At 49.1% G+C, this 25,939-nt stretch carries 21 protein-coding genes; 10 read left to right on the top strand and 11 right to left on the bottom strand.

The window, feature by feature from the left end; translation table 11 throughout:
- The first annotated feature begins 124 nt into the window (after positions 1-124).
- Positions 125-1,120: a LacI family DNA-binding transcriptional regulator gene (locus tag HF569_RS03830; protein ID WP_168901392.1), complete on the top strand. Its 996-nt coding sequence runs from the start codon at positions 125-127 to the stop codon at positions 1,118-1,120.
- Positions 1,121-1,822: 702 nt separating this feature from the next.
- On the opposite strand, the gene uidA is transcribed toward HF569_RS03830, so the two are convergent.
- The 7 genes from uidA to HF569_RS03795 all read right to left on the bottom strand — a co-directional run bounded on the left by uidA (position 1,823) and on the right by HF569_RS03795 (position 11,985).
- Complete coding sequence (gene uidA, locus HF569_RS03825; RefSeq protein WP_168901391.1) at positions 1,823-3,631, bottom strand: beta-glucuronidase; 1,809 nt, start codon at positions 3,629-3,631, stop codon at positions 1,823-1,825.
- A 24-nt stretch (positions 3,632-3,655) separates the two neighbouring features.
- The gene (locus HF569_RS03820; RefSeq protein WP_168901390.1) at positions 3,656-5,542 is read right to left on the bottom strand and encodes a DUF2264 domain-containing protein; all 1,887 of its coding nucleotides are present in this window, start codon (positions 5,540-5,542) and stop codon (positions 3,656-3,658) included.
- A gap of 92 nt (positions 5,543-5,634) precedes the next feature.
- Positions 5,635-6,930 (bottom strand): MFS transporter, encoded by a 1,296-nt coding sequence (locus HF569_RS03815; RefSeq protein WP_168901389.1) that lies wholly within the window; start codon positions 6,928-6,930, stop codon positions 5,635-5,637.
- A gap of 480 nt (positions 6,931-7,410) precedes the next feature.
- Positions 7,411-7,599, bottom strand: coding sequence for a hypothetical protein (locus tag HF569_RS03810; protein WP_168901388.1), 189 nt, complete (start codon positions 7,597-7,599; stop codon positions 7,411-7,413).
- Positions 7,600-7,695: 96 nt separating this feature from the next.
- Positions 7,696-8,280 carry a hypothetical protein gene (locus HF569_RS03805; RefSeq protein WP_168901387.1) on the bottom strand — a complete coding sequence of 195 codons (585 nt, stop codon included), beginning with the start codon at positions 8,278-8,280 and terminating at the stop codon, positions 7,696-7,698.
- Between the two features lie 71 nt (positions 8,281-8,351).
- Positions 8,352-9,809 carry an NCS2 family permease gene (locus HF569_RS03800; RefSeq protein ID WP_168901386.1) on the bottom strand — a complete coding sequence of 486 codons (1,458 nt, stop codon included), beginning with the start codon at positions 9,807-9,809 and terminating at the stop codon, positions 8,352-8,354.
- Positions 9,810-10,077: 268 nt separating this feature from the next.
- Positions 10,078-11,985 (bottom strand): heavy metal translocating P-type ATPase, encoded by a 1,908-nt coding sequence (locus HF569_RS03795; protein ID WP_168901385.1) that lies wholly within the window; start codon positions 11,983-11,985, stop codon positions 10,078-10,080.
- A gap of 141 nt (positions 11,986-12,126) precedes the next feature.
- On the opposite strand from HF569_RS03795, the gene HF569_RS03790 reads away from it, so the two are divergent.
- On the top strand, positions 12,127-12,432 hold the full coding sequence (locus tag HF569_RS03790; protein WP_168901414.1) for an ArsR/SmtB family transcription factor: 306 nt from the start codon (positions 12,127-12,129) through the stop codon (positions 12,430-12,432).
- Positions 12,433-12,553: 121 nt separating this feature from the next.
- On the opposite strand, the gene HF569_RS03785 is transcribed toward HF569_RS03790, so the two are convergent.
- From HF569_RS03785 to map, 3 genes are all read right to left on the bottom strand, one after another.
- Positions 12,554-13,300, bottom strand: coding sequence for a matrixin family metalloprotease (locus tag HF569_RS03785; protein ID WP_168901384.1), 747 nt, complete (start codon positions 13,298-13,300; stop codon positions 12,554-12,556).
- A gap of 254 nt (positions 13,301-13,554) precedes the next feature.
- Positions 13,555-14,757, bottom strand: coding sequence for a multidrug effflux MFS transporter (locus HF569_RS03780; protein WP_168901383.1), 1,203 nt, complete (start codon positions 14,755-14,757; stop codon positions 13,555-13,557).
- Between the two features lie 254 nt (positions 14,758-15,011).
- Positions 15,012-15,800 carry a type I methionyl aminopeptidase gene (gene map / locus HF569_RS03775; RefSeq protein WP_168901382.1) on the bottom strand — a complete coding sequence of 263 codons (789 nt, stop codon included), beginning with the start codon at positions 15,798-15,800 and terminating at the stop codon, positions 15,012-15,014.
- A 249-nt stretch (positions 15,801-16,049) separates the two neighbouring features.
- Between map and HF569_RS03770 the strand changes: the two genes are divergently transcribed.
- From HF569_RS03770 to HF569_RS03755, 4 genes are all read left to right on the top strand, one after another.
- A complete protein-coding gene (locus HF569_RS03770; protein WP_168901381.1) occupies positions 16,050-16,961 on the top strand; it encodes a hypothetical protein in 912 nt (303 codons plus the stop codon).
- Positions 16,962-17,180: 219 nt separating this feature from the next.
- The gene (locus HF569_RS03765; RefSeq protein WP_168901380.1) at positions 17,181-18,014 is read left to right on the top strand and encodes an undecaprenyl-diphosphate phosphatase; all 834 of its coding nucleotides are present in this window, start codon (positions 17,181-17,183) and stop codon (positions 18,012-18,014) included.
- Positions 18,015-18,234: 220 nt separating this feature from the next.
- Positions 18,235-18,642, top strand: a complete 408-nt coding sequence (locus tag HF569_RS03760) for an aggregation-promoting factor C-terminal-like domain-containing protein (RefSeq protein WP_168901379.1) — start codon at positions 18,235-18,237, stop codon at positions 18,640-18,642.
- Between the two features lie 118 nt (positions 18,643-18,760).
- Positions 18,761-19,297 (top strand): hypothetical protein, encoded by a 537-nt coding sequence (locus tag HF569_RS03755; protein ID WP_168901378.1) that lies wholly within the window; start codon positions 18,761-18,763, stop codon positions 19,295-19,297.
- A gap of 40 nt (positions 19,298-19,337) precedes the next feature.
- On the opposite strand, the gene HF569_RS03750 is transcribed toward HF569_RS03755, so the two are convergent.
- Positions 19,338-20,501 carry a DUF998 domain-containing protein gene (locus HF569_RS03750; RefSeq protein WP_168901377.1) on the bottom strand — a complete coding sequence of 388 codons (1,164 nt, stop codon included), beginning with the start codon at positions 20,499-20,501 and terminating at the stop codon, positions 19,338-19,340.
- Between the two features lie 381 nt (positions 20,502-20,882).
- Between HF569_RS03750 and HF569_RS03745 the strand changes: the two genes are divergently transcribed.
- The 4 genes from HF569_RS03745 to HF569_RS03730 all read left to right on the top strand — a co-directional run bounded on the left by HF569_RS03745 (position 20,883) and on the right by HF569_RS03730 (position 25,790).
- Positions 20,883-22,484 carry a TIGR03766 family XrtG-associated glycosyltransferase gene (locus HF569_RS03745; RefSeq protein WP_168901376.1) on the top strand — a complete coding sequence of 534 codons (1,602 nt, stop codon included), beginning with the start codon at positions 20,883-20,885 and terminating at the stop codon, positions 22,482-22,484.
- A gap of 134 nt (positions 22,485-22,618) precedes the next feature.
- Entirely contained in the window at positions 22,619-23,851 is a 1,233-nt protein-coding gene (locus HF569_RS03740; protein WP_232842553.1) for a Firmicu-CTERM sorting domain-containing protein, read from the top strand.
- The gene (xrtG, locus tag HF569_RS03735) at positions 23,851-24,477 is read left to right on the top strand and encodes an exosortase family protein XrtG (protein WP_168901375.1); all 627 of its coding nucleotides are present in this window, start codon (positions 23,851-23,853) and stop codon (positions 24,475-24,477) included. The genes HF569_RS03740 and xrtG overlap by 1 nt, the downstream gene beginning before the upstream one ends.
- Complete coding sequence (locus tag HF569_RS03730; protein ID WP_168901374.1) at positions 24,474-25,790, top strand: TIGR03111 family XrtG-associated glycosyltransferase; 1,317 nt, start codon at positions 24,474-24,476, stop codon at positions 25,788-25,790. The genes xrtG and HF569_RS03730 overlap by 4 nt, the downstream gene beginning before the upstream one ends.
- Positions 25,791-25,939: the final 149 nt, after the last annotated feature.

Below are 25,939 nucleotides of genomic sequence, written 5' to 3'. Positions count from 1 at the left end.
TACAAACCATGAAGAAAATAAGAAGTTTCACTATTAATAAACGTTTCTTCAATTTTTACGGCTATAATATAGACACTGGTATCAATTGACTTATTCCACCATTCTAACCAAAGGAGGGCTATCCATGACAACCATTAAAGACGTGGCTAAAAATGCTGGGGTATCGGCTTCCACCGTCTCCCGCATTTTAAACTACGACGCCACGCTAGCTGTCAGCGAAGACACCCGGCGTAAAGTCCTGGAAGTCGCCGAAAAGCTTCAGTACAAGAAGAAACCCAAGAAGGCTAAACAATCTGGGACAAAAATCGCTGTGGTCCAATGGCACTCCGATCAAGAAGAATTGAATGATCTATACTATTATCAAATTCAGTACGGCATCGAGACCCGCGCCCTGAGCGGCGGTGTCTCCGTCGATACTATTTCCTTTAATCACATCGACCACATCGCCCTCGCTGATTATTCGGGGATCATTGCCGTGGGTAAATACGACGAATCCGAGATTCACCGGCTGGCCGACTACCATAAGCCCTTGGTGTTCATAGGAGAAAATTATCTACTCTACGGCTTCGACAGTGTCCAGAGTGATTTTCTAACGCCGATCAACTGGATTATTAATCACTATCTGGCTGAGGGTATCACAGACATTGGCCTCATCGCCGGTCAGGAAGAAACCCTGACGGAACACAACGCCGTCTACGATCCCCGGGCTACCACCTACCGCAACCGCATGGCGCAGGAAAATCTCTTCAACCCGGATTACCTCTTCACTGGTAGTTATGGCCCCGACTCCGGCTACCTTTTGATGGAGCACGCCATCACGACGCTGCAGGACAATCTGCCCCACGCCTTCATCATCGGGAGTGATTCCATGGCCATTGGAGCCCTCAAGGCACTGAAACAACACGAGATTCAAGTTCCCGATCGCGTCAACATCATCAGTTTTAACGACGTGGCGATTGCCAAATACGCTTACCCTGCGCTCACGACGGTTCACGTCTACACGGAAATCATGGGTGAACGGGCCTTCGATCTCTTACAAGAGCAGATCAAGAATCCCAACAAGATCCCCGAATCCGTCGTCATCAGCACCCGCATCATCAAGCGCGACAGTAGCCTGTAACGCTGGCAATAATCAATTCTTTGCCAATTTTGATAATTACTGCCACCTGCGGCTGCCAAACCAGCTAGACTGGGGCGTCCATCGCCTTACCGTTCGCCAACTTTGGGCTGGATCGCTGTGGGGAGGACGGCCAGAGCCACAGAACGGTCTCTGACCTCGCTTTGAGCCGAAAAACACGTCTCAAAGACGCCATTTACCAAGTAAACACTTGGTAAATCCCACGGCTGAGCCCAAAGTTGACTCACTCACGGCTAATAATGGTGATCTGTTCACCTTAACCTACGCTACTTGGCAAATCACCCACTTAACCGGAGGAAGCCAATGATGGAGGCAGCTGTGTCGACGCTGTTGCCCGAGGTTTCTCACTCGGTTTACAGCGTGGGACGTGTTGGGAGACTGACGGTCTTGGTCAGGCTTCCAACCGAGCCGGAGGACCGCTTCTTAGGCCGCAGGCGGTCCCCACAGCAGCCGGAATCGTTGGCAGCCGCAGGTGACGGTAATAGGCAACCTATCAATTTGAATATAATCTGTTCTTTTAAGATCTCAAGTGTTAACTACAAGACCCGCAGTAAAGCCAAGGTTTCCTCATTGGTTTCACTGCGGGTCTTTATTGTTCAGCTAGGAATCAAGCGACAGCCATCCCTGCGTAACCGGAACGCCTTAAACCTGGCGCTTCGTAACTGGGGATCGTTGGAACCGACCCTAGTTCTTAAAGTTATGATCAATCCCTAACCAGCGCTTACGCAGGTAGAACGCCGCGCTCTTGGGTTGCCGGTCTCGCGTAAAGAGGCCCTTCTTATTGCCGTTAACCCGCATGTTGCCTTCGACCGTTTGAAAATCGGCCAAGTTCCACGGTTGCTCACCTCGGATGAAGTCGTAGTCGTCAAAGACCCGGTTAAACATTTGGAGCAGTTCAATCTGATACTCTTCACTCCACATCACTGAAGGCAATTTATGCAGCCCCGGCTCGGTGTCAGCACCATATTCGGAGAAGACAACTGGCTTGTCAATGTCTGAAGCCGCCCACTTGTCGAGTTCCTCACGCAAGCCGGCCTCACCATCGGAAATTTCATAGCCCCACTTGTGATACCAGCCGGGATACCGATTCAACAGATAAAAGTCTGGGAATTGCTTGCAGTACGACGTATCAAACGTATCGTCCTCGTTCAGCGTGAAGGTTCGTGGCCGCCGCTCTGGGTCCAACGCCTTAGTATCCGCGAACAACTTTTCAAAGTACGGCACTGCCGATTGGCTAGACGTATCCGGTTCATTCAAGAGACTCCACGCCAACACACTCGGATGGTTCTTATCGCGATGAATCATATCCGTGATCTGATCCAGATGTTTCTTATACAATTCCGTCGTCCAATCACCGTCAAAGAAGGACTGATCCAGCCCACCTAAGAAGCTGGCCGCCGCCATCTTGAAGCCCACAGCTGGCACTTCGTCAATGATCAAGAAGCCCTCGCGATCAGCGAAACGGTAAACTTCTTCATCGTATGGGTAGTGGGACGTTCTAAATGAATTAGCACCCATCCATTTCATTAATTCAAAGTCACGCTTCTCAACGTTCAGGTCGAACGCCCGGCCAGCGTAAATACTATCCTCGTGGCGGCCGAATCCCTTGAGGTAAACGGGCTGATTATTGACTAGAATCTGATGACCAGCAATGATAATCGTCCGAATCCCAATCTGATCGCTGTACTCATCAATGAGTTGATCATTTGCCGTCAGCTTAATGGTCAGCGTGTACAGGTGAGCATCGCGGACATTCCACAGCAATGGCTGCTGAACGACTAGGTCGCCGGCTCGTCCATTGCCAGTGGCTACCACTTGCCCCTGCTCATCACTGAGCGTCACGCTAACGCTAGCCGCAGCCTGACTGGTGGTCACGGTATAGTGCACCGTAGCCACATCATCCTTTAGCGTAGAGGTGGCGGTGTAATCCACCACGTGATTTTGCGGCGTCGCAATCAAATGTACGCTGCGGTTGAGCCCCGAGTAATTGTAAAAGTCAAAGAATGGTTTCGCCATTTTCTTTCCATTCTTTAGCACCGCGGTGTCGCCAGCCGGCAACGCATCGCGATGAAGCTCATTGTTCATTTTCACGGCAACGTAGTTCAATTCGTCAAACTTTACCACCGACGTCAGGTCCACTAGAAACGGCAAGAAACCACCTTCATGCTGCCGGATCTCTTGTCCATTCACGTAGACCGTTGCCCGATGCGTTGCGGCACCGAACCGCAGACCAATCCGTTGTCCGCGCAGCGAGCTAGGGATGAAAACCTGCTTGGCATACCAAAAGTCACCCGTAAATTCACGTGAATCCTTATCGGTAAAGAAATCATTGAAGCTAGCCGGGACGGGCATGTCAATTGGTTCCGGGAGCTTTTCTTGCCAATGCCGGGCCACCCCCTGACTCGCCCGATCGAATTTAAATTCCCATAACCCATCCAGGGCCCGATCAAACCGGCATTTATTCGTTACCGGATATAATAATTCCTGCTCCATAATGTCTGTGTCCTCCAAACTTTTCTAAAACTCAGTCAAGGTAACCTTAGTGGTCTGGCCGTTCATAGTAATTTCAACGCGGTTGCCCACCAACGCTACGGTAGGAATGGCAATCTGCCCGTTGTCATCCAAACTTTCCAGTTCCCGATCCCCCAGATACAGGGAAACCAGCGTATGTTTACCCGGCTTCAAAACACCAGTCTGTAAAGGAATCTTCGTCTTGGGGAAGTAAATATTGGTGTTCGGCTCTGGCACGGACAGCTCGACTTTCAAATCATCGGATAGACCAACCAGTCCGGTAATCCCCACGCGGGTCTGATAAAAGACCGCGTTCTTCGCCTTAACCGCAACCGCATGTTCACGGGGATCACCACTATCTGGCCCCGCAAAGCTTCCTTCAGCCACGTGCAGCTCGCGTTTTGTCTCAATTTGGTGAATCCGTACGTGCCAAGGCATGGCTGGAATCACGTAGTTTTTAATCTCGACATCGGCCCAAGGTTGCCAGTCGGAGTAGACGTACTCATCGTGAATCTGATAATCGGTATACTTGAACGCCGTGCGCCAGAAATTATCCGACTCGGAGACGGCTAACGTATTGTCAAACGCCCCTTGTTTGAGTAAAACCGAGCCCTTAGGTGTACTGAACCCAAAGGAAGAGGAGTAGACGTATTTCTCATACTTGGCCGCACCAGCCGCGTGCTCATGGGAGTGCTGGCCGGCCGTAAAGGCTTGTACCTCTTGTCCCGTACGACTGTGAACCACTAACATCCGTGGCTCTGGTTGCTTCTTCACCGCTGCAAACTTAAAGTCTTCGCTTTCCTTGGTCGTCCAGAATGGATCATCGTCGGGAAGCGCGTAGAAAATGAACGTCTTGAGGGCCCAGTACGCTGACGCCGGCCCGTTGTACCCTTCCGCAAAGACCATATTCGGGTAAGCATAGCCGATGGGAATCAAGCCATCGGTGGTGAAAATATTTTGTTGGAACCACCACCGCAGATTATTTAACAGCAGATGCTTCACATCGCCGAGCGTGTAGGGCGTTGGTAAGTCAACGTGCGCGTAGGCCGCTACCGCCCAGAACGCCGCCTGAGCAAACCGATAATCCAGGCTCCGCCCATACGGCAACGCAGCGCCATCCGCTGCAAACCAATTGGCATAGCTAGGAACAAAGGCCTTAGCGCGCTGTCTCAGTAGCGTGGCTTCATCCCCCTGCCAATCGGTCAATCCAACAGTTAATAACGTAAAGAACTGGTAGGCAAAGGGAATGTAGTTATCAATTTGATTCTGATAACCATCATAGGACCAGCCGTGGTCTAAGTAATGGGTGTTGGTAATGGCATAGTCATCGGCCACCAATTGTGAGTGATCCGCATACCCGGTGTCGGTGATAAACTTGTTGACCATCGCGCGGAAGAACAGCCAATTAGTCTTCGGGACGACCTTGCCATTCACCTGGTCCATCCAGTCAATCACTTGCTTCTGCTGGCGCGTCGACAAGCTGTCCCAGAAGTTTGGCTTGGTCTCATAGAGGAAGGCCGTCAACGCCCCCATCTCCACAAAGAGCTGATCGTAATCGCCCAGGTCTCCGCCCCAATAGCTGACAGACTCTGGATCGACCCCGGCTAAAATTCCCTGCGTCGTCATTTCAAACCACTCTGGGTAGGCCTTAACGTTCTCTTCATTACTGAAGAACGGTCCCAGACCCCACAGTAGCCGCATGAAGCCTTCAATCTCAGTCTTATCTTGTAAATAAACCGCGCCACTGTCGCTCATCCGAAAACGGCCCCGCCGCTTTTGTTGGCTCAGCACCGCCATGGCTGGTGTCAAAATATCCAACAGCGCTGCTTTCACGTCCGCCTTACTTCGCAGCGGATTGGCTTTAATCTGTTCGTTGAATAACTGTCGTTTCAAGGGAAGTCCTCCTTTTTACTCATCTTCTGAAAAAGGCTCTACGCCACGACTGACATAGAGTCTACTTTCATTAATCACCGTTCGATCAAGCTCTACCGAACCCGTTTGATCATGGCAATCGCAATCCCACCAATCAGTTCCATCGCAATGGCAAAGATGAAGATTGCGCCGTAACCAAAGGCCGCAACGATCGCGGAGGCCACCATGGCCCCTAGCATCTGGCCTAACGTGTTGGCCAGGTTGATTAAACCTAAGTCTTTCCCGGCCGTATCAGATGATGGCAAAACATCCATGTTCAAGGCGCCATCAACAGAGTTGTACAGCCCATTCCCAAAGGCGGCAATCACGGCGTAAACGAACATTGCCCAAGGCTTCTGGACAAATAATGGGAATAATGCGGCAAAGCCTAAAGCAAACGTCGCAATCACCACTGGTGCCTTAACCCGGTTTAACTTATCGGCCAATGGCCCACCGACTAAGGCAAAGATGACCCCAATCACTAACATAATTGTTGAGAAAATCGAAATTGATTTCCCAGCTTCACTCGTTCCTTGACCAATGTAATCCGTAAATAAGAAGAGTAAGAACGTAGTAACGATGGTTGACCCCACCACCATGAAGAACTTACCCGTCAAAGCCAGGTAGAAGTCCCGTGCATCGTGGGTTGGGAAGAAGAAGTACTTCTTCAGGGTTTCCTTGTTCAAGGCTACCTTAGGTTCATCCAAGTTGCCTTTTTCTTGGATCAGCAGCAAGTGGATGATCGCCAACACAACGGTGCTAGCCGCCATGAAGTAAATCCCCATCTTAACGTTCCCCAAGAATTGAGCCGCTAACAGCGCAAACCCTTGCTGGGCAATGGTAAATCCAACTCCGTAGAACGTGGAGACGGTGCCCCGCCATTTCGGCGCCACGCGGTCCGATATTTGCGGGTATATCGCCGCCGCAATGGCATTTTCAGCCGCGGCCGCGACAATCCAGATAAAGATAATTGCCATGACTGATTTGACATTGGCAATGACAATCAACGAAAGCGCAATAGCAATCGTTCCTAAAACAATGTAAGGCTTCCGCTTCCCAAACCGCGTCCGGGTCACATCGGAAAATGCCCCAAATAGTAAGTTGGCGACGGCTCCGGTAATGGAAGCCACCGTAGCCAGAATCCCAACGGCCCAAACTTTATGTACGGGGTCCAGTTGTGCGAATAATTGCGGAATTAAAACACTTCGAGTAGAGCCAATCGGCCCGTACCAGCATAATGGCGCTAGAAACATAGCGGACGAAACCATCCAAGGAAGTTTAGGTTGTTCTTCGTCTTTAACCTTGGCGTTGGTCACGACCCCGACGCCAGCCTTGACAGCATTCTTATCCGTCTGATCTTCTTTCGACATTAGTTCTCACTCCTAAGTATGTATGGATTTGTAAGGGCTTTCTTTTAAACGTAATTTTTAGTCCCGGCCATCAGCTACCACCGGGAGCATGTAAAAACAACGAACTTATCTAATTAGTAAAGCGCTTACAAGCAGATTATAACGCTTTCATTTTGTAAAGTATAGGCTTTATTTAGTAAAATACAGCTTTTATTTGCTTGTGTTTACTAAATATAATAAAACAATCCACTCCGCCATTATCCGCTACCAAAAATTGGAATGTACATTTCGTCTAGGTTCAGTGGATGCGCAAAAAGAGAGACTGAGACTTCAATCCCAGACCCCCATTTCATACTTATCCATTGCGGCAATTTTCCCGTACAATTTACGACTTCGTTAACCGCAGATCGTGCGACTAATCGCCATCGCTCGGCTATTCGCCAACTTCTCCATGGGCAGGACGAACCAAGCTAAAGAATACGATTTTAGCGTTTTGCTAGCCTAATGATTGGTCTTCTCTGCATCTTTGCGTAGCTTCTTCAAGTCTGCTGGGGGCACCAACAACTTCACTTCTCCCGTTTCCAAGTCTACATCCGCCATCAGATTAACCGTCTTGTCCCACAGGTTGCCCGTTTGTCGCTTGAGCTTCAGCGGCATGGAATAGGCTAACGTCTCGTATTGTTTGTGCATCGACAATTCCTCCCGATTCAGGTTGTCCACAGGATAGCACCCTTGGAGAAGGGGCCCTGCTCTCACGTCTTACAAAGATCTTTATGACCGTTATTTTTAAATGGCCGCAGTTAACATTTGATCTAACAACACTTGGACATTCCTTTTACCTTGGACTGTCAAAGACACGGACCAATCATCGTCCACTGCACCCTTGGCTTTGACAAATTGGCGCGTATCCTTAGCAAATCGTTGCGTCATCTGTTTTTTGTCAAAAGTGCCCTGTCTTAACGCTTGCTCTTTAATGTCATCACTGGTTACCGCCCCGCCATTCACATAACATAGCAGGAGTCCAATGTTAGTCATCCGCTGCGCCTTCGTCTCTCCGGGGACAAGCTTACTAATCTCATATCTTTCTTCTTCACTATTGTAGCTGAAGATCCCCACCTGAATGTACTTATCAAGGCCTTCAACTTCTGTCATTTCTGGTTCATCAGGCAGATCCCCCACGCTCGATTCTAATGACGTGTCTCCTGGCTTTTCATTCAGTGTTGCCCCATTCTGAGCAACAGCTTTTAACGTTGCTAAGGCCTCCTTCATGGTACGCTCAACAAATGCTTCCGATCCCGTTGCCGAAAAAAACTGGTCTGCCAAATTAAGACTGACGGTTGCCTTAACATTTTCTTCTTCTACTTCATCCATTATCATCGCTCCCTTATGTAAGAAAAGCATTAGGAGGGCCTCACTGCCAACCTAATGCTTATTTAGACTATTTAGACAAATGCCATCACAGCAAAATTAATCACGAACAGCGCCGACACGATCCAGATCAAGCCGTGGACCTCCTTGGCCTTGCCCTCTACCGCCTTGACCAGGCAGTAGAAGATGAAGCCAGCCGCAATCCCATAAGTAATGTTATAGGCAAACGCCATGATAAATGACGTCATGAAGGCGGGGATTGCCTCCCCAAAATCATGCCACGGAATCTGACTGAAAGCACTCATCATCATGATCCCCACCAGAATCAATGATGGCGCAATTGCTGCCGCAGGAATAATCGACAGCAGTGGTGAAGCCAGCGAGCTCAAGAGAAACATCCCCGCGACCACGACACTGGTCAACCCCGTCCGACCACCAGCACCAATCCCGGCTGAACTTTCGACGTAAGTTGTCAGGTTAGATGTCCCAAAGATCGAACCCACCCCAGTTGCAATTGAATCGGCAAAGAGGGCCTTGTCTAGTTTAGATTTAAACCCTGGCTGAGCTTCCAATTCCAGTTCGCGTTTACCCGAGAAGATACCCGTCTGACGGCCGGTTCCAATGAAGGTTCCCAGCGAGTCAAACGTGTCCGACAAGCTGAATGACAAGATCGTCATCAGCACCAGAATAACCCGGTTGTGTTCAGCGAACAGTGAGCCCATCCCCTCAGCAGAGAAGGCCGCCAAGAAAGTCGTGCCCAATTGATGGAAGGACGCGCCAATGGAATAATCACTCACCAAGTGCAGGTTGGTCACGCCCATTGGGATTCCAATAACGGTAGTCGTCAAGATTCCGATCAGTAACGCCCCGGGCACCTTGCGTACCTTAAAGATCACCGTTACCACCAGCCCAATCACGGCGAGAATCAGTGATGGTGAATTGAAGACTGCCAGCGCTGGCGTAATGCTCCCGTTAGTCACCACGGAACCAATCCCGTGTTTAAATGTTTCCTGCGCTGGGTCAAAGGCCTTGCCATTGACCGTCAATAAACTGCTGGCGTTACTCGTGAACTGTAAGAAATTACCATTCTTCAAGCCCACGTAAGCAATGAACGCACCGATCCCCCCACTGATGGCTAACTGTAAGTTGATCGGAATAGCCGAAATCAGCATCTTCCGAATCTTAGTGGCGGTGATAATGATGTTAATGATGCCACAGAAGAACACCAGGGCTAAGGCTTGTTGCCAGGTAAACCCTAGTCCCATCACAACGGTATACGTGAAGAAGGCATTCAGCCCCATTCCCGGAGCCAAGGCATACGGTACATTTGCAAACAATCCCATGACCAATGTCCCGGCAATCGAGGCGATGATCGTTGCCAAGAAAACAGCCTGTTGTGGCATTCCCGATTGACCTAAAATCTGTGGATTAACAAAAAGAATATAAGACATGGCAAAAAAAGTCGTGATCCCAGCACCAATTTCGGTACCAACGGTGGTTCCTGACTCTTTAAGTTTAAAAAACTTATCCACGATGGGTTCCTCCTAAATACGAATATTAAAAATATAATATCAAATAATATTAGCTTCTATACGGAACACTATACCAGAATCACCAAAATAAGCCAAGAAAAATATACGATACACGAACTTGACTACTCTTTGTTTTAGCAGTTGCGGGGCAACAACACCACCGCAACTTCCTTCACCCGTTCTACCATTTCGCCGCACCAAAAAATCCCATAAGACCGCAACACACAGTCTTATGGGAGAGTAAGTTAAATTCAGATAGTCAGTAAAACTAGCCACTGACCTTGGCTAAGGTCTTCTGGACCTTTTGTGGCCGGTCTTGTCGGCCAATTAAGAGGAGCCGCAGCGTATTTAAGACGGCAATCAGCGTCACTCCAACATCGGAGAACACCGCCCACCACATAGTCGTTACGCCAAAGGCTGCGAGGGTTAGGAAGAGGATTTTAATCCCCAGGGCAAAGATGATATTTTCCCACACAATCTGCTTCGTCCGCTTGGCAATCTCAATGGTACGCGGAATAGCCAGTGGATCATCATTCATCAACACGATATCGGCCGATTCGATGGCCGCGTCGGAGCCCAAGGCCCCCATAGCAATGCCCACATCGGCGCTGGCCAGCACTGGCGTATCGTTGAGGCCATCCCCAACAAAGGCCAACTTTTCTTTCGGAGCCAAGTGCGCCTTTAATTGCCGCATTTCGGCGACTTTATCTTGTGGTAAGAGTTCGGCTTTGACGGCATCAATCTTGATCTGTTGCCCCACGGCCTGACCCACTTGCCGATTATCGCCGGTCAACATCACTGTCTGGTGAATGCCCGCTTGCTTGAGCGCAGCCAATGCCTCGACGGTGGTGTCCTTGATAGCATCCGCGACTTCAATCGCCCCTTGATAGTGATCGGCTAACGCCACGTAAACCATGGTGCCGGTCGTGCTAGCCGGCAACTCAACCGCAACGCCCACCTGACGCATGAGTTTGGCATTACCGACGTACAACGGTTGTTCCGCATGCAGCGCCTTAACTCCCAAGCCCACCAGTTCTTCTGCGGCTTGCTGATCATCAGTACTAAGTCCAGCCAACGCCACGATGGATTTGGCAATCGGATGCGGCGAGGCCACTTCCGCAGTGGCCGCCAATTTAACCAACGCCGCCTTACTCAGGCTGACTGGCAAAACATTAACTACGGCGAACTCACCTCGGGTTAACGTTCCCGTTTTATCAAAAGCGATCACCTTGACCTGATTTAAGGCTTCCAAATAGTTACTGCCTTTGATCAAGACACCGGACCGTGAAGCCGCTCCGATACCACCAAAGTAGCTCAACGGAACGGAAATCACCAAAGCACAAGGACAAGAAATAACCAAGAAGATTAAGGCCCGGTACAACCAGTCATTGAACGATAACCCGAAGAACAGGGGCGGAACAATTGCTAACAACGCCGCCATCCCAACAACGACTGGCGTGTAGACCCGGGCAAATTTCGTAATAAAGTTCTCCGTCTTGGTCTTCTGGGAGGTCGCATCTTGGACGAGTTCCAAGATCTTCGCCACCGTAGAATCGGCGTAGGCCTTTTCAACGCGGATTTCAATCACGCCATTGCTAACGATGGTACCACTCAGGGCTTGATCCCCCAGGGTCACCAACGCTGGCTTGGTTTCACCCGTTAGCGCCTTCGTATCCAGATAGGTCTCACCGCTCGTGATCACGCCATCGGCCGGCACCTTTTCCCCGGGCCGCACAATCAGCGTATCACCTACCTGAACTTGGTCCGGCGTGATTTGTTGCGTATGCCCATTCACCACTAAGTTGGCATAGTCCGGCCGAATCTTCAGGAGATCTGTAATCGAGCGTTTAGACTTGCTGACGGCCGAATCTTGAAAGAATTCGCCAATTCGATAAAACAGCATGACGGCCACCGCCTCAGGATATTGCTGAATCGCTAATGCGCCCACCGTAGCTACCGTCATCAAGAAAGCCTCGCCGAACAGCTTGCCAGTAAAGAGATCCCGGACAGCTTCGACTAAGATCGGCCCTCCAACTAGAAGGTAAGCCAATAGGTATAGCCCAATTGTAACCGCTTTCACAAACGGTGAAAAAGTAGCGATTGCCAGCAGTAACATGCTCCCTAGAATCATGGCTAGATTACGTTTTGTCTCGGCTAACTTTAAATACTCCCGCATCATCCTCGCCTCCTAATTTTTATATGAATACTCGCTCATATGTATGGCTTCATCATACCATATCCACTGCCGGTGTCAACTGCTAAAGTGGACAAACTTGCCCCGTCCTTTTATGGTAAAATGAAAGCCATGGTGATGAATATGGAAAAGCAAAATAATCAGCTCCCAACAACTACGGAAATTCAAAAAAGCGTCGCCCTGTTTAAAACCTTCGGCGACGCCACGCGATATCAGATTCTGTCGTTGCTCTACCAAAATAGCCGAACCGTCAGTGAAATTACCGCGGTGATGGACGTCTCCCAATCCGCCATCTCACATCAACTCAAGACACTTCGACAGGCCGGCCTGGTCATTGGCAATCGCGACGGCAAGTTCATCAAATATACGCTTGCCGATGAACATATCTTTGAAATCTTCGAACTCGTTAAGGCCCACGTGCAAGAATAAGCAATCATCTGTGCAGCTAAGCACTGACGATCAAAAAAGAAAGCACTGTAAAACAAACCAAGTTTTACGGTGCTTTCTTTTTGTCTCTTTATATTTATTTTCCACGACTAGTATTTTCTCATTACCGATGATGCTGGTAAATCCGCTTCAATCCACGCAGATCTGCCTGCGACAGTTCGAGGTGCCCCTGGTCTAACGGATACATCACTGAATGGCGATTCCCGCTATGGTCTAAACCTAGCGCATGCCCCAACTCATGGATTGCCACCGATTCGCCGTATCCCCGTTCGTAGGCCACATTTAGGCTAGCCGTCGCCGTATTTCTCGTGTGTACCCCTTGTAAATTAAACGTCTGCGTAATTCCCGGGCCACCGCGTCCTAGCTCAACGTTCGGCTGGTCACTGGCGACACTTTTCCGATAGACGCCCAGCGTCAGTTTATTTTGGTGGTGCTTCGCGCGCCCCGCTACTAGGTGAACCATGCCCGTATGATTATAAACTGCAATCGCTTGGGTAAACGCCTGCCGTCCCTCTGGCGGCACTGTAGCCTTGAAATGGTAATGATACGTTCTGTTCAACTTCAATCCGGCTACGATCGGTGCAACTGGCGTATGCGGCTTTTTCTTTTTTGACTGCTTGTGTTTATGCACCTTGGATTTCGTCTGCAGCTTAGTCACTTGCTGGGACTTCTCGTGCTGAGCCTTGGGTTGTGCGGCAGCCCGCGATTGCGCGGGTTCAACGACTCGTGTCACGGCACGTTTAATCGCAACTAACCGACCGTTTACCGGCGCGAATGGCCCCCAACCAGTCAGCACGCCCGCCACCGCAACCAGGACGGCCACCGCCAGTATGCGTCTAACGACTTTCAAACTGTTCTTCCTTTCTTGATTCCCCACCTACCACCAGGCTTCCGCTATCTCCGCGGCCACCTCATCTGTAACTTTCACCTTGCTTGACTCATCACTCGTATCAGTCTCATCTTTTTTCAAATCATACCGTAATTACGCCTACGATACAAATGCCGATCGCTTAAACGTTTTGACCTTTACGCGTCCATTTTACCTGACTTCATAAAGGCACGGTAACCTCCGCTATTCAGCGTGAAGTTGCCGTGCCTCTTCATTTAAGCGTCTTCTTCTACCGCCAGTGAGCGGGAACGGCGCCTGATCAGACTAACAAAAACTAGCAGCATCCCTGCGCTCAACGCCAGCATGTACCAGGGGAGCGTTTGAATCGCCGAATTGTGGAGCAAGCTCATCCCGAAGGTCAGCCCACTTACAATCAGGTAGTAGCCCAGGCTGAACCAACCACTAGCGCTGCCCATCACGGCTTCATACCCCACTAACGCCCGATTCAAGGCGTTGGGCAATGTGATGTTCAGTCCTAGAAATGTCAGGAAAATGCCGATCACCATCAGCGTGGCTTGTTGCCAGTAAGCGGCAATTAGCAAGCCACCACCAGCCAGCGTGCCGAAGACTAAGCCGCCCAGCGCCACTTGTTCTGGCGACCAAACGTTTAGTAACCGATTAACCAGCAACGCCCCTAAGAGACTGGCGGCCGCTAACACCATTCCTAGCCAGCCATATTGGACGGCTGAGTAGCCAAAATGCGTGATAAAAATAAATGGCGCTTCGGCATAATAGCTAAATAAAATCCCATTGATCCCACCAATTAACCAGCCATACCCCCAGACCACCGGATCGGTCAACAACCGCCGGACGACCCGTCCTTGGCGAATCTGCTGAGGGTGTTCTGCTACTTGCTGGGTCTCCGGCAAGCGACTCAGTGCGGCTAAACCAATGACGACGGCCATCGTCACCAACGTTGCAAAGACACTTCGGTAGCCAAAATAAGTCTGCATGACACCACCAATTAGTGGCCCTAAAGCCGGCGCTAAGGCCATGGCAGCGCTGACTTTGGCAAAGACCTTCGCGCCAGTCACGCCGGTAAAACTTTCACGCATCATGGTCTGCGTAACGACTGAGCCCGCACTGGCACCTAACGCCTGAACGAGACGCCAGCCCAGTAGCGCGGCAAAGTGGGTGGTGAAATATAACCCAATGTTACCTAATAGATAAACGGCGATACCGACCAACATCGCTGGTCGCCGCCCCCATTTATCGGCGAGCTGTCCCCACAAGAGAACCCCCACGGCGAAGGCAACAAAGTAAGTGCTCATTGTCAGTTGTGCCTGACTGGCACTCACGGCAAAGGCCCGGCGTAGTTGTGGCAACACCGGGGTAAAAATAGACTCGCTGATCTGTGGAAAGCCAACGAGTACAATCATCAGGCCAATGGATGGCACTGATTGACGGACGTTTTTCATCATTTTTCTCCTTAGAATTTACTTTGAGGAAAAACGTCCTTGTCCGTTTGCGGGGACACACGCCATTAATACTGAGAGACTCATGGGTTGTCACCCCTTTCGTTAAATGTTGTCTTAGCGTACGGGAAAAGTGGGCGCTTGTCAAGATCAGCGCTATCACCTCAACCGACTCGCCCATAAAACCCGCGCAAATCTTTAATAGCTTGCGATTTCGATCTAAAAAAGCAGATGCGACTTCGCATCTGCTTTTGCGGTTACTTCAATAAATATTTCGCATCTAAGTCATGATCGAAGGAGGTCAAAATCTTTGGCCCGTCCGTCGTTACCACAATCGTATGCTCATACTGACAGCTCAGACTGCCATCAACGGTCGATATCGTCCAACCATCCTCAGCCGGTGCACTACATTCCCAGCTGCCGACGTTAATCATCGGTTCGATGGTGATCGTCATCCCCGCTTTCAGCCGCGTTCCGTGGCCTGCCGTTCCGTAATGGGGAACATCGGGGTCTTCATGCATGGTTGGCCCAATGCCATGGCCGATGTAATCACGAACAACGCCATAGCCCATCTGCGTCTCCGCGTAATTTTGAATGGCGAAACCAATATCCCCAATCCGGTTGCCCACTACGGCCTGGTCAATTCCCAGGTACAGTGACTTCAACGTCACATCCATTAATTTCTGAACTTCCGCAGACGCCTGGCCCACCACGAAGGCGTGACAGGCATCGCTCAAGTACCCATGATAATCAATGACGGTGTCCACTTTGATCAAGTCACCCGTCTTGATCAAGACGTCCTTACTAGGACAGCCGTGGCAGATGACATCATTAACACTAATACAAGTCGAGTATTTATAGCCTTCGAAATTCAATTCACCGGGCGTCGCGTCGTGGTCGACAATATATTGATAAGAAAAGTGATCGATATCCCAGGTCGTGATCCCTGGTTTGAGATAATCTTCCAAGGCATGAAAGAGGCCAGCCAAAATATCTCCAGCCGCTTGCATCCCTTGAATTTCTCGCGTTGATTTTAATGCTATCATGTTGCCTCCTGATGGTGGTTAATAATCGTATCTTCCTTTTCAGTATACCGTACTACCCCGTCGCTTCAACTCAAAATTCCCCTTGGCGACGTCTGAATAATGACACCAAAACGTAATCTGTCCTTATCATTGCAATGGTGACGTTTACACTGATTTTTCATACCTGAATATTTTAATGAAACGTGTTACAATCTTTTTTGCTGTGTCACATTCGACTCACTACAAAATTCTACAAGGAGGTTACCTCTAATGTCCCTTACAAAACGTGATGTCCGCGACTATCTGATTGGGTTCGCCCTCATCTTAACGATGGTCGGCATCGCTACTTGGCGCCACGATTATGAAATTATTCTTCCTGAAATCGGCGCCCTGACCGCGGGAATGTGGATTTACCATAATCCCACTTGGGTTAGTCAACCCATCAAAATCTTTCTCGCGCCTTCAGGAACTGCGGTGATTGGCTTCGGGGTCAATCAGCTGCCTATAAGCTATCCCGAAAAAGTCGGCATCACCTTACTCCTGATTCTCCTACTTTTAAACATTCTCCGGTCAACACTGGCGCCTTCATTTGCCACTGGCCTTTTACCTATCATTATTAACGCCACGCACTGGTCCTTTATTCTCGCCATCTTCGCCTTTACGTTAACCCTCATGATCGGTGTCCTCTTGCAGGGTCATTACAAGGGTCAGCCGGCTGGCAAACCGCTCCACTACCAACACATGCTGGGCTTCGTATTGGCCGCTGCGATCTGGATCGGTGCGGTTTGGCTAGCGGGCTTCCCGCAAATGGCGGGGATTCCACCAGTCCTGGTCGTCTTCTTCGAAGCCTCCCAGCAGCCTAGCTACAGCGGTAAAACGGCGCTGCAACACATCATTGCGTTGAGTGGTGCCGCTACTATCGGCGTCCTCGTTCACCTGGTCGTGGCTTCTTGGCTACTCGCAACGGCAATTACATTACCGCTAGTCTTTATCCTGCTTCAACTTCTCCACATTAAACTCCCGGCGGCGTATGCCTTTCCGCTCCTTGCCTTGGTCTTACCGGCGAACATGTTCCATACGCTCCCGATTGCTGCGAGCCTCGCCGCTTGCTTCTTCCTAGGATCGGTCTTTATCTACCGTAAAGTCATGACCTTAACCGGCGTCGCTTCGGAAAATAACTAATCAACCTTCATATCGAGTGGGACAGTAATTCCGCTACGTCCGTCTGATACGTCGAAAGGGCCTGAGATTTTTATCTCAGGTCCTTTTTCACGCCGGCCGTGGATGTCCGCTCACCTTCTTTACGCATTTTTTACGCAAATCATATACCGACTTTACAGGACTCCCGTATGATTGATTTTACCGCACCATGTAAATTATGACATACGGGGGAGTCTTGACGTGTTAGATATTTTAAAAGCAGCCATCTTGGGCATCATCGAGGGGATTACAGAGTTTCTCCCCATCAGTTCTACCGGGCACCTATACTTAGCCGATGAATTTATTAAACTCAACGAGTCGACCGCTTTCATCAATATGTTTATGGTCGTCATTCAGCTGGGCGCCATCTTGGCCGTTGTAGTTCTCTACTTTAACAAGCTCAATCCCTGGGCCCCACGCAAGGATCGCTTAGAACGCCAGCAAACGTGGACTCTCTGGGCTAAAGTTATTCTAGCTGTACTTCCTTCAGTCATCGTGGGGCTACCGCTCAATGACTGGATGGACGCCCACCTCACCAGCTGGCAGGTCATTGCCAGTACCCTCATCATTTATGGTCTCTTATTCATCGTGATCGAAACGTACAATCGGCGCACGACGGCCCAGTTCACCAATCTTAATCAACTGTCCTACCGCGTCGCTATCCTGATTGGGCTCTTTCAAATCTTGTCACTCGTCCCCGGAACCTCCCGCTCTGGCGCGACCATCTTAGGGGCAATCCTGATTGGCACCTCCCGCTTTGTTGCCACAGAATTTTCCTTTTTCTTGGCCATTCCGACGATGTTCGGCGCTTCGCTGCTTAAGATTGCCAAATATTTCTTACATGGCAACGGCTTTACCTTCAGTCAAACGCTGGTTCTGCTCACGGGTGTTCTCGTATCCTTTATCGTCGCCTACCTCGCGATTAAGTTTCTCCTGAACTACATTCGCCACAATGACTTCAAATTTTTCGGTTGGTATCGCATCGTCCTCGGGGTCGTTGTGATTGCTTATTTTAGTCTAACCAACCACGGATAATTTTCAGTTGTACTAATCAACTATCAATGCTAATTTCTTCGTAATCCCTATCCAAAACCGGGATCATGTGGTCAGTTATACGTATGAAAGCGCTGGATAATCATGATTGCAACATTCTGCAATCAAATGTGACGGCCTTTTAACTACACAGTAACTAAACTGCAACAATTCTCGGGTATGCTGTTAAGTATTAAGAAAACAGATTGGATAGATTTAAAAAATGTCGAAATCAAAACTTACAATTAAATTTGCTTCACTTTTACTTTTATTTGGCTTTTCCTTCGGCATGGTGACCGATGTGACGTCAAGCCTTGTTCCTGAACAGACAACTACTGCCCAGGCTTCTTCTCGCGTGTCTGCTAGTCAGGCTAAGAAGATCGCTAAGATTAACGCCGGTCTTTCTAAGAAACAAAAAGCAGCTAAGAAGTGGATCGCTAAGCACGAATCCGGTTATAACTACACTGCTCGTAACGGTAGATGTTACGGTCGTTACCAACTTCTGAAGTCTTACTTGCACGGTGACTACTCCCCTGCAAACCAAGAAAAGACTGCTAACCGTTACGTTAACGGTCGTTACGGGTCATGGACCAAGGCCAAGCGGTTCTGGCAAAGTCATCACTGGTACTAAACCAGCGATATTCCGCAATTACAATTCTAACAATATCAGCACTTACCATTAAGGCGGTTAAACCCACGTTGTGTTTAACCGTCTTTTTCTATTCTATTTGACAAGGGAATGACGCTTTATGAAGAAGATCATCATCTGGTTGGGACTAGTGATTCTTTTATTGGGCGGCGGCTTTACCCTTCTTCACGGAACGACCAACTCCGCCCAGCCACAGCCTGCTCGTCCTTCCTCAACCAAAGTCAAGCGGCACAACGTGAGTCCTAAGCTTACCGTGAACGCACTGCAACACAATCGTAAGTTGGCTTACAGCGCCATCATCTACTTTGCGATCAAGCATTCTCAACTTCAACGGTGGCAAGAAGTCTCTGACTTTAGCCTAGGCTGGCAAGTCGAAAGCTATCCGCATAAGGGCCAAACCAAGTACCTGGTCTGGCCGGATCAACATATCCAGGACAGCGCCAAGAATCTCGCTCCCAACTGGTTCCGTCTAACCGATCAGCAGCACGTCCTATACGACAGTATGATTGTCCACTCATTTCGCAAGGATCAGACCAAGACCGCCTCACTAGCTGAAATCGTCCGGCAAATCAATGCGGATCACGCTGCCGCTAAGGTCCGGCGGATGCCACAAAAAATGACCATCGTGACGCATTAAAAAAAATGTCCGGACAAGCCCAGACATCTTTTAGGACACGCTATTCATCTGATGAGATCATACTTTCAGTCCCCACGTTAATCAGGGATTCAATCCGATCCAAAAGCATCAGTAGCCAGCCAAACGCCATCACAAAGGCCAACATTTCAAAGGCCGTCAATGACAGGTAGCCGATTCCGCGAAAGAGCACTTCGGCCACGGCTAAGGCTGCCCCCACACCGTATGATAGATACAAAAATTCTTTCGTAATTTGGGGCAACAACCAACGCACGCCAATGATTAATGCCAACACACAATAAATGAGAAAACTCGCCACCTGATCATGTAGGTAATGTGACGAAATATTATTGGGAAAGACGCCCACCAATCCCAGGTTAATCGCGGTCAACGTCAGCAACACCCGTAATAAGATGAGCCGTCGAGATCCTGGATAGTATTCTTGAAGACTCACGAACAAGTAGTCAATCAGTGCAATCATCAGTAACGCCGAAAAGATCAGCGTGGCGTTGAACTGCCACCCGCTGGACGCGTTTCGCGTTCCCAAAAAGCTCAGGTTGTGTTGCCACCAGTAACGTTCATTATTGACGGCCATTGAGATCACCACGCCACTGATAATCACCAGCGTTAGGACCGTCGACAACACGCCAGCATCAACGGCCTGCGCAAAGTAAATCATTGCAAGATTGACGAAGACACCAAATACAAAAATGATCATACTGGCCGTGATTCGATCAAAGCCCGCACCGTTGAATAACACCCCTAGTAGCCACATGCTCCCGACCAAGACCAGCGCCAGGATCAACGCAAACGACAGCACGATCACGGGAAAGTTTCGCCAATAGATATTCTTGGTAAAGTGATTTTGTGGATTATTCCGATCACGAATAAAAAAGATGGCAAAGAGCAACGTGCCCATGACCACTCCCGTCACGATCAGCCCCGTCGCCAGTGACTCATCGCCGGATAATTTCAGGTAACGCACGTCCTGCCAGCGATAAAACAGGTAATAGGCAATGCTCACAATAAACGCCGCAATCACCGGCCACCACATGATTCGATTCTGAAAAATCCGCCGGCGAGATTCCGCAAACTCTACGACCAAGCGATCGCGCTTAACCACTAGTTTTACCGGCGTGCCATCATCTAGCTTCAGCTGCTCACCGATGCTTGCCGGAATTTTTAAATTAAAGTCTTTCTTTTCCATGTCTTCCTCCACAGTTCCGTAAACCATTCCCACCCATTATAGCAAACCTGAGAAGGATTTAATGAGGTTTCTTAAAGTCCCGTGGACAATTTGGGAGACACGGCTTGTTCGTGGCTTAAAATCAAGCGAGAAGACTGGTACTCCGCCAATCTGAAGCATCCCCACAGCAGGTAAAAATCCTCAGCAGCCACAGTACGATCACCTGCCCTTACTGGAATAAGGTAGGTATCTCAGCTTTCAAATTTTGACTATACTATTAATACGACCATTAAATGAGCTGTTTTACCATTATATCTGTCACTAACTTTCCAAAGGGCGTAGAATGTAGTCAAGTATTCGTCAATTTTTAACCATATCTTTTATCTAATGAGGGGAATCGCGATGCGTCAAAAACTCTACAATTTTACGACCCGCTCAATCAAGCTATTCTTCTACTTTTTATTTACCCTAGCCTTTATCTTCGCCCTGACATCACCCAATCTGATTCTAGGCGACAATCACATTAACGGGATCGGAACCACCATCGTCACCACGGTGATCTTAATCATTGCTTTTGCCATTGGTCTGACGCTCTACATCAGCCCCGGTGCCCAGCATCTGGCTCACCGAGTGTTTATAGAGCAGCGCTGGCACACCGCCACCTACTGTTTTTTACTGGCTATCTTTGTCCAAGCCTTCTTGATTACGTTTATTCATCCGGCCATCGGCTTCGATACCAGTGCTGTTCACAACGCTATTCGCAATCCCAATACTATCGCTAACATTGGCTATTTCAGCGTGAACCCCAATAACCTCGATCTCTTACTAATCCAGCACTGGGTCGCGCAACAATTCCACCAGACATCCTGGCTCTTTTTTGATATTGTGACGACGTTTTTAGTGGACCTTTCAGCGGTCTTAAATATACTAAGCATCGCTGCAATTAATAAAGATCGGGTGCCCACTGGCCTGTACATCCATGCCCTCTGGCTGGTCTGTTTTCCTTCCATTCTGGTTCCCTATACGGATACGTGGGCGTTGCCCTTTGTGTCGGCCTATTTACTTTGCTATTGCGTTACCGCGTACTCCACTGCGCCCAAATTACTCAAAGGAATTACGGCGCTGCTCTTCGGTATCTTTGCCGTAGCCGCCTACTTCATCAAGCCCTCTAGCCTAATTCCGGTGATTGCGATCGCCATTATTGAAGTGATCCACTTGCTTCTGTATCCCCGCAAACACCAGTGGTGGTGGATTATGTTGCTCGCCATCTTCTTCGTTGGCAGCACTGCCGGCAGCTACCACGTTGAACAGCAGATCGTTAAAAATCAAACGCTCATTAGAATTTATAGTTTCCGGGCTAAACCAATGGTTCACTTTATCAATATGGGACTGTCTGGTCACGGTGGTTATAACGCCCACGACTCCCTGGTAATGGTATCCACGATGAGTAAGAAGAAACGCATCGCCTATTCCGAAAACTCCATCAAGAAACGTTTAAAGAAAATGGGGCCCACCGGCTACCTTAAGTTTCTCTTCATGAAGCATCGCTACAACACCGCCGACAGTTCCTTCGGGTGGGCCATGCAAGACGATGCTCTGGTCGGTAATCCACCACCGACCAAGAAGCCCGGCATTCGCCGAACCATTCAAGAGTTCATCTATCTTTATGGAAATAATTTAGGTGACTTTCGCTTCATGACCCAAATCTGGTGGGTACTGGGATTAGGGCTCATTCTCTTTGCCTGGCGTGACAATCGAAAAGTCCTGCAAGTGCTACGCCTAGCCATCTTGGGTGGATTCCTCTTCTTACTTGGCTTTGAAGGTGGCCGGACCCGTTACCTCATCCAATTTCTACCGGTCTTCTTACTACTGGCGACACTAGGATTCACCGCTGCCACCCAAGAATTCAAGCACTGGTTCGGTTGGATGGGGGCCGCTTCTCGCCCTGACAAGTCATCATCCTCCGACCCCACGAGCACGAAGAAACCACTTGAAAGTAAATAACTATTCAAACTCTATCGCGACACACTAATTAATCGCCTTTACTTTATGCACGTTCCTATACTATACTGGCGGTAAGAGTCCTTATCTAGTTTGTTTTTGTCACTATTGGCTTCCCAGGTATCGAGGTAATTCACATGAAAATTAACCGCAGTCTTATTTTAATTAGCGCTCTCATCTTCTTCCTGAGTTTAGGGACGGTGGGACACGCGGCCACATCTTCTAGTGCTACCAGCTGGGATGGTGTGACCAAAACTCAGGTTGGCTATTACAACATGAATAATGTGGGAATGACCACTGATTCTACTGGCGTCAACCTCTACGTTGACAGCGGCAATACGAATCAGCCACTACCCCTAACCAATTATATGTTCACTATTAATGGACAACCTTTCCTGATTACATTAAAAGTCAACGGCACCCAAGTCACCGCAACGGCTCAGCAAGCGTTTGGCTCTTGGCAGACTCTGGGCACAGTCGGTACTGGCTCACTGACCACCATTGGCCTCATTCAAACGTTGACGCTCCACTTGTCATTCGCGGCGCTGGGCATAACGCCCACTGATTCCGTCAACTTCAGTAATTCTAGTTTAGGGAGCCAAACCGTCGCGGCAGCCGTCATCACCAATCCAGCGACCGGCGTCCTAGACGGAAGCGACGTCACTTCCCAGCCAGAACCGGCTGACAGCTCCAGTGACGCCGCCGCTTCTAGTAGCGACCTGTCGACATCGACCAACCATAACAATCAAGAGGGTAACCTCGGCATCACGATTGACGGTAATTTCGACGACTGGGCCGACAAAACCAAGCACGCCATGAAGATTAGCAACGATGACGATAACATCAAATACGCCTCTCTCTTGACCGATCAAAACAATATTTATTTCTACATCCTGATGAGTCCCAAATTATCCGGCGGCTATACCAACTTTCAACCGGATGGTTACCAACTCAAGGTTGGGGGGAAGGTGTTCTACCTGAGCTTTAATAACCACAGTACCGTTCAACTTGACCTAGACCAAAAGCAGGGGGTTCCCCTGAACATTTACAGTTCAGACGGCGTCAACAACAACCTGATCGGTCAAGCCTACGTTGCGCGGCACACGCTCGACCAAAAGATGGGTGATGGCACCACTGTCAAGGGATCCAGCTACATCATGGAATGTGCGGTTCCCTTCTCATCCTTGGGCGGCATCTCTAATACCAGCGGTCAGACGATCACGTTAGCCAATCCCAACCTCTGGGATGGCACGATTGAAGCTTCCGGTGGGAGTACCGGTCCCATCATCTTGGCGAGTGCCGGCTTCATCATCGCGATTGCGGGTGCGATCAAGTTATCCGGCTTTAAATTTAAGCGGCGGTCCCGTTAATGAATATCTACTTAATCATTGGGACCCTCGTCTGGTTATACCTTTTATCGGCTTTAAATCGAGCTCACTTGCCGGCCTTCCACTTCATCGTGGGGACTGCTGGGCTCTTTTTCATTCTAATTGGCCTCAGTGATCCCTACTGGGTTTGGTTCTTCACCCACGCCGTCATCAACGGTGTCCGCTGGATTGGGGAAACGACCGGTATGTGTACGATCATGAATCACTACGGCTTGGTCAGTATCAATAACCCCACCGGCCCCCTAACGATGAGCATCGACTATGAATGTTCCGGGATCATTGAGACAACCGCCTTCGCTAGTCTAGTTGCGTTCTTTCCCATTTTCAATCGTAAAGAACGGGCCTTCTTTGGTCTGCTGGGCGTGCTATGGATCTATCTGGCCAACGTCCTACGGCTGGGACTCGTCATCGTGATTTGTCACTATTACGGCGGTTCTGCCTTCTTCTTGGCCCACTCCATGCTAGGTCGGATGTTATTCTACGTGCTCGTCATCACTCTCTATTACAACGTTTTCACCTATTCGCAGATTTCACACAGTCTATTTAACAATTTCCACGCGTTCGTTAACCGCTGGAAAGCTAAACTCAGGGGAGGAAAGACATCATGAGTTACTGGCTTAACCTCACACTCTTTAAGATGGGATTCTGGCTCACCTGGGCGTTAATCCCCATCCTAGTCGAGATTATCCCCTCGTTTATTTCTAGCATCAAAATTATGATTCGGAACCACCACCGGCCGGTCCTAACGATGCCGGCCAAGATGCCCATGATTTCGATCATCGTTCCCGTCTATAATTCTGAGGATACCCTCTTCGCTTGTATCGAATCAATTCACGACTCTACCTACCCGATTCGCGATATCCAAGTCATTTTAGCCGATAATCACAGTACTGACGATAGTTTTACCGTCTTTACCCATGCGCAGGAAACCTTCAGCGACCTCAATTTGAGTCTGATTCACACTGATCAAGGGAAAGCTGAAGCGTTGAACACAGCGCTCTACAGTGCGATCGGGACGTACATTATTAATATCGATAGTGATGGTGTCCTTGAAAAACACGCGCTCATGAATATGATTTTAAAATTTGAAAATGACTTTGAAATGGCCGCAATGACCGGTACGATCTTGACCCAGCGCAAACTACTCGCTAAACACAGCACCTTACTGCAACGCAATGAATATTTCGAGTACGCCCAGGCCTTTCTGTCCGGACGCACCATTGAAACGCAAAACAACGAGCTATTCACGATGTCCGGTGCCTTTTCCGCCTTTCGTAAGGAAGCCATCTTCAACACGTTTCTTTACGATATCAGTACCATTGGTGAAGATACCGACATGACTTTTCAAATCCGTGACCGCTTAAAACGTAAAGTTGGCCTATGTGACAACGCCATTTTCTACATCGACCCCATCGAGAATTTCTCCAAGCTGTACACGCAACGCCAGCGCTGGCAACGTGGTGAGGTTGAGGTTATTCATCAATACGCCCACGACCTCACCGTCAAAGACTTCTTCCGTAACTTCATGGTCCGCCGACTGCTGATTGACCACACCTTCTTGTTTCCCCGCATGATCTGGTTATTCGCCAGTATCGTGCTGCTCTTCTTCCGGTACTCGCCGATTATGATGGGGATGTCCTACGTGGTCATCTACTTACTTTATATCCTCGTGGAACTGCTCAACTACCTTTGTGTGCTGCAACTCCTGCAGGACTTTCCCGACGAACGGAAGTTTTACCGCAAGCAACTGTGGGTCGCGATAACGTTTCCCTTCTATAACTTTATCTGTGCCTGGATTCGTTTAGTTGGGATTCTCAACAGTATGACCCTTTCGTCTAGCTGGAATTCCTTGCCCATCGGTGACGAATTTAAAAAGCTCTTCGCCGTTTTTAAGTCTGACTTCGGTCGTAAAAAGAAATAAACCGGCGTCATACCCACCAGGCATAAGCAACAATACTTCATAAGTATTAGACAAATCAGCACTCGCAGGACTAGACTAAACTGCAGGTGCTGATTTTGTCATCGCACCAACTTTACAAACATCAAGTAAACCCCTAAAATTTCAATATT

It is taken from the genome of Levilactobacillus tujiorum, from assembly GCF_012641185.1.
GTDB classification, from domain to species: Bacteria; Bacillota; Bacilli; order Lactobacillales; family Lactobacillaceae; genus Levilactobacillus; species Levilactobacillus tujiorum.
The sequence above is the reverse complement of the archived record's forward strand: the minus strand, read 5'-3'. Positions and strand labels throughout refer to the sequence as shown.